Origin of the sequence: Nostoc sp. (genome assembly GCF_036917575.1) — a bacterium.
Lineage (GTDB): Bacteria > Cyanobacteriota > Cyanobacteriia > Cyanobacteriales > Nostocaceae > Nostoc.
This window is the reverse complement of record NZ_JBALDC010000090.1, coordinates 31,905-44,040: the sequence shown is the minus strand read 5'-3', so window position 1 is coordinate 44,040 and position 12,136 is coordinate 31,905. Positions and strand designations below refer to the sequence as shown.

Annotated in this window: 7 protein-coding genes and 1 pseudogene; 3 read left to right on the top strand and 5 right to left on the bottom strand. The window is 41.0% G+C overall.

Translation table 11 applies throughout. From position 1 onward, the window contains the following. Nucleotides 1-486 precede the first annotated feature (486 nt). The 5 genes and pseudogenes from V7K79_RS26295 to V7K79_RS26275 all read right to left on the bottom strand — a co-directional run. Nucleotides 487-770: pseudogene (locus V7K79_RS26295) on the bottom strand (hypothetical protein); the annotation flags it as partial. A gap of 350 nt (nucleotides 771-1,120) precedes the next feature. After that, nucleotides 1,121-1,936: a DUF928 domain-containing protein gene (locus V7K79_RS26290; protein WP_335051897.1), complete on the bottom strand. Its 816-nt coding sequence runs from the start codon at nucleotides 1,934-1,936 to the stop codon at nucleotides 1,121-1,123. Between the two features lie 60 nt (nucleotides 1,937-1,996). Next, the gene (locus V7K79_RS26285) at nucleotides 1,997-4,375 is read right to left on the bottom strand and encodes a CHASE2 domain-containing protein (protein WP_335051896.1); all 2,379 of its coding nucleotides are present in this window, start codon (nucleotides 4,373-4,375) and stop codon (nucleotides 1,997-1,999) included. A 436-nt stretch (nucleotides 4,376-4,811) separates the two neighbouring features. Further along, entirely contained in the window at nucleotides 4,812-5,963 is a 1,152-nt protein-coding gene (locus V7K79_RS26280; RefSeq protein ID WP_335051894.1) for a DUF1822 family protein, read from the bottom strand. A gap of 54 nt (nucleotides 5,964-6,017) precedes the next feature. After that, nucleotides 6,018-7,220: a sigma-70 family RNA polymerase sigma factor gene (locus V7K79_RS26275; protein ID WP_335051892.1), complete on the bottom strand. Its 1,203-nt coding sequence runs from the start codon at nucleotides 7,218-7,220 to the stop codon at nucleotides 6,018-6,020. Nucleotides 7,221-7,555: 335 nt separating this feature from the next. Here V7K79_RS26275 and V7K79_RS26270 point away from each other — a divergent pair, with 335 nt between their 5' ends. The 3 genes from V7K79_RS26270 to V7K79_RS26260 all read left to right on the top strand — a co-directional run bounded on the left by V7K79_RS26270 (nucleotide 7,556) and on the right by V7K79_RS26260 (nucleotide 12,043). Further along, nucleotides 7,556-7,903 (top strand): hypothetical protein, encoded by a 348-nt coding sequence (locus tag V7K79_RS26270; RefSeq protein WP_335051890.1) that lies wholly within the window; start codon nucleotides 7,556-7,558, stop codon nucleotides 7,901-7,903. A 392-nt stretch (nucleotides 7,904-8,295) separates the two neighbouring features. Further along, a complete protein-coding gene (locus V7K79_RS26265) occupies nucleotides 8,296-10,515 on the top strand; it encodes a peptidase domain-containing ABC transporter (RefSeq protein WP_335051888.1) in 2,220 nt (739 codons plus the stop codon). Nucleotides 10,516-10,540: 25 nt separating this feature from the next. Beyond that, the gene (locus V7K79_RS26260; protein WP_335051886.1) at nucleotides 10,541-12,043 is read left to right on the top strand and encodes an HlyD family efflux transporter periplasmic adaptor subunit; all 1,503 of its coding nucleotides are present in this window, start codon (nucleotides 10,541-10,543) and stop codon (nucleotides 12,041-12,043) included. Nucleotides 12,044-12,136 lie beyond the last annotated feature (93 nt).

Here is a 12,136-nt window from a genome sequence, read left to right as displayed (position 1 = left end):
AGCTATTTCTATTGACTATTGTTGTTTTACCTTATATAAATAAATGTACATTTGACCAATAATAAGAAGGCTTAACGTTTACTTTTGTAAATAATTTATCGATGAATTATTTCCTAAAAAGATATCAATTACTTAATATTTTTAATTCAATAGACCTCTTGCATAAATCAATAAGCTTTCACCCTAAATCCCTATCCCAAATATAAAAGAGGGACTTTGAAATTGCCTCCCCTTCTCCCAATTTTGGGAGAAGGGGTTGGGGGTTGAGGGTAGTTTTGCAATCGTGTAAGAGGTCTAATGATTCCTATTCATAAAGAACATTGTAGATAGGTTGCATACAGTCTTTCTACAATATCATATACATCTTTACAATAGTATATCTATGACATTTTTACTTATAATCAAATAATAAATCACAAAAGAATACTTGATGTGTTTTTTTTTACACAGTAGGCTTACTGTAAAATTCATCAGTAATTATCACTCTCAGTCAGAATTTATTGACTCTGTGCGTTTAGAAATTATCATGTCACTACCGAGAACACAGTTACGAGCTAGTCTGTTTTTAGAGCGTTGTAAGATGTCGGCTGCTAGTTTGTCTTGTTGAGATTATTTGAGACTGTACCAATTATCACTAATTTTGACAATAAGATTACTGTACGGAAGTTGGCTAGAATTGATTTTATCAGACCAGCGGCAATGCGATCGCTAATTTGGGCCATTTGATTTTCAATTGTTGCAATCAAGGTTTGTTTTGGAGTTAACACTAAGAGGTTGTTTGAAAAGCGGTTGGCTGTGATTTTAATCGAATTTTTACCCCCCTTAGTCCCCCCTTATAAAGGGGGGAAACTGGAAAATCTAGTTCCCTCCCCTTTATAAGGGGAGGGTTAGGGTGGGGTAAAAAAACGTTGGTACATCAATCATGACTTTTCAAACATCCTCTAAGACCTGATTTCTACAGAGATGGTTTTTCGCAGTTTACAGCAGATTGCAGGAGGCAGATCGCTTTTAGCGTCTCCCCTTGGGAGAAGGCAGCAGGTAAAACTATTACTAACATCACGCAAACGAGAAGCGCAATTCGCCTAACCGATTTTTGCAAAAGGTCTATTGCTTTGCTGTGCTACTTTGCATTGGCTTGGCAACATTTTATTAGAGGTTGTTTAGTTAAACTCTCTAAATCTACGGATTTAAGCAAATTCATCCATTCCACCGCTAGAGTTGGATCTTCAGGTTTGCTAAGACGTAATTCAGCCAAAGTAGTCAAAGCATCGTACCAAATACCATTTTGGGCATAAAGGTTTATCCGTTGCTGAGGAGTTGCTTGCTTCAAGCTATCTACTAATTTAGGATTTAGATTTGCCCGTTGCACCCATCCTTCTACATACTCCTGTTCTACGGGTTGTTGTGGATTGCAAATGACTTTTATCTTCAAAAACCAGTGATACATCTTATCTACTTGCAATGGGGGAGTATTTGCGCTTAAGGGAATGCTAATAATTCCTGGTACTTCTGGTATTGTTACTACTGTTCGGTAAAGAGTTTGACTTGGTTTAATTGACTCATCTTTGAGAACAAACTCGATGGAATCAATTGTAGATTTTTTATAGGGGACAAAAAACCAAAAGGTTGGATATTCCTGATTCGTCAAACCCCAAACTTTAGTAACAGAAACAGCTTCTGTTTGTCCTTGTTTGAGTTTCTCTTCGTATATAGGTACAAGTGCAATAATAGACTGATTACTAACACCACAACCACGACTTGCAGCTCCGCCGCGATCGCCTGCTGCACCTCTGTGTGGAGGAGGCGGAGGAGGCGAAAATTTTTTAGGAATGGCCGCAGCCGGTGCGCTCAAAATCATTGGTAAGTAGCTGATAATTCCCAACAAAGTTATTCCGAGTACCGTGATTAATTGATTTTTTTGCCAATAGCTTTTCATAAAAACTCCTATCTTTTACTTTATAAACGAGAATTTTTATACTTCAGATTAACGTTATTTTTAATTTTTAAACTTTTTATTTAAGTAAGTTTTAGATATTAAACTATTAACTACTAAAGCCAACATAGCAGGAATGAGAGGAACCCAACAACTATATACAATTAAAAATATAAAACAGCTAACGTATAAACTGATAATCGCTATTCCTCCTGCCAAGCTTAAATAAATGAATCGGTGCAGATAAGCAGTAAATAAACCGCCTAAAAAAGACCAACCCCAAACCCAAATTACTTCACCCCAAAGCGGCCAAGTCCACAACAGAGGTTTTCCGTCCAAAGCAGCACTGAGCAGTTGACTGACCATCTGAGCTTGTAAAAATACTCCTGGTATTGCCTGTAATTTTCCTTGAGGAGTGGTGTAGGGAGTTAACCAGTAATCACCAAAAGTTTCTGCTGTTGTGCCAATAATTACTATTTTGTCTTTGACTTCATTGGCATTTAGCTTACTCGTTAGCACTTGTTGTAAGGTGATACTTGGTGCGTTGGCGAAGCCTGCCGAAGATATAGCTTCTGGTTCAACAGAAGAACGATAATTTAATAAAATTTGGTGTCCCAAAGCATCAACTCCTTGATAACCTCCGGTATGAGCTTCTATTGGTTTAAATGTCAGCTTCCCTAATTGCCACGCGTCATCAGGGGTAAACTGCAACTCAATTCCCTTTGTATACAGGTAATGCAGAGCCAGCTGAACGCTCAGGGCATAGGGCGCAGTGCAAGGCGATGAGGGCGAATGAGTTAACGATAACAGATGGCGACGCACGACATTATCTGAATCTACGACAATATCGCTAAAACCGAGATTCTGTGAAGAAAGTTCTGGGGGTGGTTTCACACCTGGTTTTCCTGCTTGGAAATCGCTGAGTTGACACACCCCGACAATGCGATCGCTTTTTCGCATCCTTTCTGCCAATGCTGGATAATTCTTATCCACTGGATAATCTCGGTATATATCCAAACCAATAACTTGTGGTTGATATGCCTCTAATTTTTCTAACAGTTGAGCAAGTGATTTGTCTGACAACGAACCTTGAGGTTTTTCCGGTTTTTGCGCCTGTACATCTTCTTCAGTCACAGTCACAATTAGTAGGCGTGAGTCTGGTTTTTCAGGAGGACGCAAGCGTAAGAGTTGGTCAAATGCACTTAGCTCTAATGGTTGCAGCACTCCCAAATACCGTATCCCGATTAATATTCCAGTTACTACCATGCTCGCCAGTAAGATTAATGAGAAGCCAAGCCGATTTGTGGTTCTTTTAACAGGTGTAGTTTGAGACAAAGATGCAGGAAAATTGTGTGTATTTCTAAACAATTTTCCCCAATTCAACGGCATCTCAGCTGGATTTTGAAAGATAACAGGCAACCATGTAGCGCAAGGAAATTGGTTTTCTAGTCCCTGTAACCTTTCTCGTGCTTCCCTTACGGCTAAATACAACGAACCTCCCTGCGCGAAGGCTGACAAAAAATACTTTAAAAACTGTTGCGCCACGCGATCGGGTACAGGCTCTCGCATGACGATAATTTGAGGAATATGTAAATCTGCAAACTCCCATGCTAATCCCAAGCCATCGCAGGAATTAAAAATTGCTAGTTGTAGACCTCGTTCTACTGCCTTTTTCAAGGCATACTTTAACTGGCTAATTGTTAGACTTTCTGTTTGATTAATGTAGATTTTTCCTGTTTGATTCGTTTCTTGAGTGCAACTATGTCCGGCGAAAAATAGAATCTGCCAATTCTGCTCCCATAGCTGGTCAGTCAGGTCAAGGCATTGTGGTTCAACTAAAAAAGTGATATCTGTATTGGGTAACAAATTAAGTAACGCTTGGTCTGCTTTGGTATCAATACCTTGACTGTTACCCAAAATTGCTAAGATTTTTACTTTGTCGGATGTAGTTGCTATGCAGTTAAGGTTAACTTGTTCGTAGACAGGAGCGCTCAGGGCTATTTCTGCTTGGGGATAGCGTTCTATCAAATCCCAAAGATGCCAAGGGAATTTCTGTAATCGCAGGTCTTTGGTCTGTAAAAGCATACGGATATTATCCGCAAGCATGAGTTTTTCTAACAATTTCTCGCGGATGGAACGAAAGGAATCGCAAGCAAGCCAAGTATTAAAACTTATTTTAAATTCCTCACTCACTTGCTGGCAGTATTCTAAGCTGGGGACTTGGTTAAGTTCTTTAGGTAAACCAATCGGACGAGACGGCAGCCTTAAATTACGATAAATAGATTGCCAACGGTGATAATCGCGGAGAATTTCTGGGTTGGGAGGAAGTTCGCCTGTGATTTCCACAGTCGGGCGGACATTTTCATTACCAATCTGGAGAGTCACGGTAAACCCTTGTTCAAAGTTTCCCTCCCCTAACTTTAAGATGATTAACTTGTCCACAGCTACTTCTCCCTAGATGTTGAGTACACCCGTAGGGGCACGGCACTATCCATTGGTATCAACTTCTAAAACGCTTGTCCCACATACGCTTTACCCCACCCTAACCCTCCCCTTGTAAAGGGGAGGGAACTTGATTTCCGGCTTCTCCTTTTACCCCACCCTAACCCTCCCCTTATAAAAGGGAGGGAACTTAATTTCCGGCTTCCCCCCTTTACAAGGGGGGATTGAGGGGGGTAATTTGTGTGTACAGCGTAGTCCCAAGGCATCGGGGAGGGGCGTTAAATTCAGTGTAAGAGTTAATAATAGAGGCTAAACGTGAATATTTTTTAAGGTATAGCCGTAGTCACACAGGTTAGGACATTTGGAAAAAGTGAAAGAAGAGAGTTAGCAATAGTTTTACCTCCAGCAAGAACTGCCCTCTGCCTCCTTATAATACTTAAAACCGCAAAATTTCTCGGTCATAGTCTTCAGGCGTGGGTTCTATTTCCCAAACCAATCCTTCTCCTTGTTCCAAAATTACTTCTAAATACAACATATCTACAGGAGTTGTTGCCGTATCTTGATTGTTTTCAAAAGGTTGTAAGTCTTCCGTTAGTAGTCGGAGTTTAAACCCAGCCGGAATTTGACCATCAACAATTGTACTTCGCAATTCAAAACGCCAAACATAGTCCTCAGAAGCGCTTTTTGGGAAAATACGTAACTCGTATGTTTGCTCTGCAACTATTATTTGCCGAGACAAGCCGAGAACTGGTTCTGCACTCCGCATTCTGGCAGGTGCTAGAACGAATTCTCTTTTTTCCCATCCCCACTGTTGAGCTAAATTGGCTACTTTTGTCTGTAACCATTGCGGAATTGAGCGCTGTATGAGTAAACCCTGACGCAGTTCATACAACTTTTTTTGCCAACCGCTATGTGCTAAGAGCGCACCCCAGAGTGAAAATGGAACTGCTAAACGCGGAAATTTCACATCGCGATCGCTCAATCTTTCTAAAAGGTTTTCTGCCTGGATTTTGGTAATAGAATCTAAAGGTGGAATCTCGGCACGTAAAACTTCTGACTGTTCGAGTTGGCGTGTAACCCACAGCACATTAATATCCGAAATTAAATCTTCACTTTCTAAGCTGTAAGTGCGATCGCCAGCATCAAAAACCCCTTTCGTTTTCAGAATTTGATGGGTTGTATAGCCAAAAATCTTTATCCAGCCATCATCGGGATTAACTTGTACTGCTATGTAATAGTCAGCAACCCATTCTGGTATATCTACCCATTCTTGCGGTACGCGCAACTCATCGCCATCCATCGCCAAGGTGGGAATTAAGACAAGGCGATCGCGATCGAAAGTAATAGCTGTGCCATTGACTACTTCCCAAAAACTCGGCAATGCCGCACTATTAGGATAAACCCTAGCGGTGGCAGCAATTTCCTCCTTGAACCAAGGTAAAAATGCTTGCAAGCATTTTTGATTTATCCACCCACGTTGACAAGCACCAGCTGTTGAGTATGGTTGTTCTTGCGCCTCTGGAAATTGCGTAATTTCTAAGTATAAATGCTGTGAGTCAATGGTGAATGGGGGAGGTAGGTTCAACATAAATAATTTGAGAATGGCTGCATATAAAGACCATATTAGGGAGAGGAGACAAAATTATTTCTTGTCTGCTTGTTGAATCTGGGTATGGCTATATTGGACTTTCAGCCATTCCTCTAAACTTGCGTTTATGGCATCTACTACGTCGGATTTAAGGGAAATATGCAAGGTGTTTTGACTCCATTGCGTCAGAGTCAAAAGTAATGACTTTTTAATGCTGCTAAGGCGACGGGAAACAGTATATTGCTTAATTTCTAACTGTGCAGCAATTTCTTGTTGAGTCAGTTGTTGAACGTAGTAAGATTGTAGTACTTTTTGAGACTCAGCATCGAGTGCAGCGATCGCTTGGGACAAAACTTGGTTTAATTGAGTTTGCTGCGATCGCATATTCGCAGCTTCTTCCTGTTCAATAATTTCTGTTAGTAAAGATGTTTGCAAATCTACAGGCAATATATCTAATAAATTACCCTCATCTTCTTTGAGGGGAGCGTCTGCGGAAACAAACTTAGGATAAAGGAAAGTACGGGCAGCTTTAGCAGCAGATAATACCCAGGTTTCTGTAGTTTGCTGATTGACTGCGGCAGTGGGCGAACTCAATTGGCTTAAACGTTCTGCATTATAAAGATGACTAATAGCCTCCCAGGTTCGAGCATCTGGTTTGGCAAGCTGACGAATTTTTGTATTGTCACCTGTGTAGAGTTCCTTAAAGCATTCCCAGGCTAAAACATAACTCTCGATGCTTTCAGCGTTAAATCCGGCATTTTGTAATGACTGCACTAGTCGTTTGCGGCTAAGTTTATGCAATAATGCCCAGTCTGAGCAAATGTCTGCTTCCCTGTGTAAGCGCAGTGCATCTTTGATAATCGATTCAAAAGCTAATTCTGCATAGGCTTTTAAATGCGAACTGTATTGAGGGTTAAAAGTTTTGAGTATTTTGTTAATATGAGCGATCGCCATCTGAAAATAATCTGCTACAGACGACTGCATGGGAAAGTTGAGGGCAAATTTTCTAGCAGTCCAATAGCACACCTCTTGTAAATAAGCAGAAATATGTGCAAGTGCCACAGCACTAGATTGAGTTTGCCAAACTCTATACCAGTAAAGTGCCCAAAAGGTATCTGATTCCTCAGTTGATGTTCCCTCCAGGCAAACTTTCATACTACGTCGTAGTTTGGCATCTGTTGCCCAACCACTAAATTGATCTACATCAAATTGCACAAAGGTAGAAAAGATTTCAACAATGCCCTGTCGGGGTTGCATGGAATACTTGCCGTTATTTGAACCATAGCTGGTTTCAATTATAATACAGCCATGCAGCCAAAATTTAATTGCTTGCTGCGTCAGAACTTTACAGATTTTCCAAATTTTTCTGTTCCAAGTGCATAAAAACTAAAAGTCATCGTAGACAGTGATATGCAGAGAAGTTCATTTAAAAAGATGCTTTCTTTGGGGAATAGCGGAATCATTGAATAAGTTCGTCAAATACAGAACCAAATTTCGATAGTTACAGCTGTAAATTTATCCCACAAATATGCAACTTCTTAAAAGTTACTTAATTATCTTTGCATGACCTAATCAACAAAGAGAGAAAAACCATGTTAACTAATCAAAACTGTCTAGAATCTTTTGGTTTAATTGAAGAACTTGACGAACAAGCTGCTGAAACAATTAGTGGTGGTTACGAAGTTTTTGAAGTTAAAAACAAAACGGGATACAATATCCCTTACACTGTCGATGGTAAAACAACAGGTGATCCAGCACCTGGCTCCGATCGTATATGGACTGCGTACAGTGGAGGAATCATTGAATTTGACGCTGATGGTCGAGATGGCTACGAGCTATACAAAAAATATGATTTGGCCGATGGAGGAGTGTATGAGTTTCAAGACGACACAACAACTATTGGCAATCCCTATGATATCAACCTCTATAAGGTATCCTAATTTGCAATTCTCAAGTGGACTTACTGATTTGAATTTCCTTTCTTTAGATTGTCCTGTCTTAATTGAGATCGAATCACTACTCAAAAATATCAGCTAACAAGCCAAACCCTCAATCTAGTCGGGTCAGTTGACTCGACTGGATTTTCTCACTAATAATTGCGCTTAAAAATAAAATACCAGATTGTCCTAGTGATCTGTCGGATTAATTTTGAGAATTAAGACAACGAACCGCATAGACGCTCCATCGGGTGAGCGCATGGTAGAAAGCAAGCTACGCGCAGCGTCTTGCAGAGAAGTATAAGAGGTAAATAGGATTGCCGCGCCTCGCTCACAATGACAGAAATATTAAGTCGTACATGACTTTATTTTCTCCCAAATAATTGTACTTGAAAATGAAATACCAAATAGTCCTCCAACACAGTGAAGAAGACTGCGGTGCTGCAAGTCTTGCAACCATTGCCAAACACCACGGACGCACATTTACCCTCAACCGCGTCCGAGAAGCCGTAGGTACTGGTTCTAGGGGAACATCCTTGCTGGGATTGAAGCGGGGTGCAGAAGTACTAGGATTCAACGCCCGCCAAGTTAAAGCCAGTCCCCAAGTAATCGACCAATTAGATCAAGCTCCCTTACCAGCCGTTATCCACTGGAAAGGCTACCACTGGGTCGTATTATACGGACAAAAAGGCAAAAAATATGTCATCGCCGACCCTGGTGTTGGTATTCGTCATCTTAGCCGTCAAGAATTAATGGCGGGTTGGAATAATGGCGTCATGTTACTGCTGACTCCAGACGACAGTCGTTTTTATCAACAAGAGTCAGATAAAATTGGCGGTTTGGGAAGATATCTGCAACGGGTTTGGCCTTATCGCTCTATTCTCGCTCAAGCGATCGCTATTAACATCGCCATTGGACTGCTTTCTTTGGCATCTCCCTTTATGATGCAACTCCTCACCGATGATGTTTTAGTACGAGGTGATACCCAACTACTAACCACCGTTGCCATTGGCGTTATCGCCATGAACTTAATTAGAAGCGCCATTAGTTTAGTCCAATCTCACCTTATCGGTCACTTCGGTCAAAGATTGCAATTAGGACTAATTCTAGAATACGGACGCAAACTTTTACATTTACCCCTTTCCTACTTTGAAGGACGACGCAGTGGGGAAGTTGTCAGCCGCATTGCCGATGTCAAAGCCATCAATAATTTAGTTTCCCAAATTGTCCTCGGATTACCGAGTCAATTCTTTATTGCGGTAATTTCCTTGGGTTTTATGCTCTTTTACAGTTGGGAACTAACTCTAGCTTCCATAGTTGCATTTATGATTGTCACGGGTGTTAACCTGCTTTTCTTACCCGCAATGCGCCAGAAAACCCGAAATTTAATTGTTTCAGGTACAGAAAATCAAGGCTTTTTGGTAGAAACATTTCGCGGCATCCAAGTATTAAAAACTACTCAAGCCACTCCCCAAGCTTGGTCAGAATACCAAGGGAATTATGGTCGCCTCGCCAACTTGGGCTGGAGTATGATGAAACTGGGACTGTATAGCAGTACAGTTACTGGTATTCTTTCTACTTTCATTAGTATTGGCATCCTTTGGATAGGTAGCTATTTAGTCATTAATCACAGCTTAACAATCGGTCAATTAATGGCATATAACGGCATGAGTGGCAACTTTCTTGGCTTCTTAGGTGCTGCCATCGGCTTAGTAGATGAGTTTATCACAGCCCAGATAGTCCTTCAACGCATGACGGAAGTTATTGACGCTACCCCAGAATCCGAAAATGATTTTAAAAAGCCTTGGGCACAAATTCCTGGTCATGCAGATATTACTTGCACTGAACTTAACTTTCATCATGCAGGTAGAGTTGATCTCTTACAAGATTTTTCCCTAACTATTCCTGGCGGTAAAGTCATTGCTTTAATTGGCAAATCTGGCTGTGGTAAAAGTACCTTGGCAAAATTGCTGACTGGCTTATATAAAGTCGAGTCTGGCAATATTCGTTATGGTTTTTATAATCAGCAAGACCTATCTTTAGAATGTTTGCGGCAACAAGTGGTATTAGTTCCCCAAGAACCCCACTTTTGGAGTCGTTCGATTATTGATAACTTCCAGTTTAGCTATCCCCATATCAGTTTTGAAGAAATTGTCAAAGCTTGTCAAATTGCAGGTGCAGATGAATTTATTAGCAAACTACCTGATAAATATCAAACTGTTTTAGGAGAATTTGGGGCAAATCTTTCTGGTGGACAACGCCAAAGATTAGCTATAGCCAGAGCCATAGTTACTCAGCCACCAACCTTAATTTTAGATGAATCCACAGGCGCGCTCGATCCAGTAAGTGAAAGACAAGTACTAGATAGACTTTTAGCCTATCGTCACAATCAAACAACTATTTTAATTAGTCACCGTCCCAAGGTGATACAGAGGGCAGATTTAATTGTATTTTTAGAGCAAGGGCGCTTAAAAATACAAGGTACACCAGAAGAATTGCGCTCTTTACCTGGCGAACATTTAGATTTTTTAGATGATATTTTTACCTCTCATAATGGATTGGCGCTAATATCTTCCCAGGCTCATCATAACGGCAAGACTGCCACCATTAATTAAGATAATTCGTAATTCGTAAGACATCATGGTTAGCAACACAAATTTTCTTCCTCCAATTCAAACAAACGAGTTTCTCCCACCAATTACTCGTTGGACAACATGGGGCGGAATGTTTATTCTCTGCGTTCTCGGATTAGCTGTGCCACTTGCTGCAATTTGTAAGTATAAGGTTACAGTCCAAGCACAGGCGGTTGTGCGTCCGGCGGGTGAATTGCGAATTGTGCAAGCGGCGACTGAAGGTCAGGTGATGCACATTTATGTCAAAGAAAATCAACTTATCAAAAAAGGAGATGCGATCGCAACTATCGATGACTCCCGTTTGCAAACCAAAAAAAGCCAATTGCAAACTAGTATTCAACAATCTAAGTTACAACTAGTGCAAATTAATGCCCAGATTAGTTCCCTTAATAGTCAGATTCGAGCCGAAACTGACCGGATCAACCGGATTATTACTGGCGCACAAGCCGAATTGAGCGGTCGTCGTCGGGAATATCAAGATAAAAATCTGACCACTGTTTCCGAACTCCAAGAAGCTGATGCCAACGTCAAAATAGCCGAGAAAGAATTGCTAGCTGGGAAAGCACAGTTAAAAACAACACAAGCAAATCTCCATGCTACTGAATCTGCTTTGGGTGTAGCCCAGTCAAAACAAAAGCGATATGAGAGTGTAGCTAACCAAGGGGCGCTATCTCAGGATCAATTTGAAGAAGCACAATTAGCTACCAAACAGCAAGAGCAAGCGGTAAAGGCGCAAGCAGCAGCAGTGGAAGCACAAAAACAGACAATTGAACGGTTACAACAAGCAGTATCTGCTGTGATTGCGAGAAGACAACGCGCCCAAGTTGCCGTAAATCCAACTAACGCAGAGGTAACTGTTGCTACTGAAAGGATAGCTCAAGAAAAAGCTGGAGGGGAAAGTAACAAAGCAACAATAGAAAAGGAACGCCAAGCCTTAGTTAACCAGCGGATTGAAATTGAAAAGCAGTTAGAACGCGATACTAGCGAACTCAAACAAGCTGAAATAGATTTAGCTCAAACCGCGATCGCAGCTACCGCCGATGGTATCATTTCTCAACTCAATCTGCGAAACCCAGGTCAAACTGTGCGAGTTGGCGAGGAAGTATTACAAATTGTCCCCACTGATGCACCTCAGATTTTGAAAGCTGCGGTGGCATCTGATGAGCAAAGTAAGTTAAAAATTGGTCAAAAAGTCCAAATGCGGGTGAGCGCTTGCCCCTATCCAGATTATGGTACTCTGAATGGTCAAGTGCAGACGATTTCTCCAGATGCGATCGCTCCTCAAAATAATGGCACAAATGCATCGATGAATGGCACTACTAGTCCAAAAGCTACTGCACCTGGTGCTTTCTATGAAGTGACTATTGAACCGGAAACTTTGGTTTTAGGTAAAGGGAAAAATCAGTGTCATATTCAATTGGGTATGGAGGGTAGGGTTGATATTATTTCCCGTGAAGAAACTGTGCTGCAATTTTTCCTCCGTAAGGCGAGGTTGATTAGTGATTTGTAACTTTTTATTTTGGGAAGCATTGCCTAACCTTAAGTTTTAAAAACTTCACTCTCATCTAGTTAAAATATCTGCTGAAATTAATTGTAGATAAAT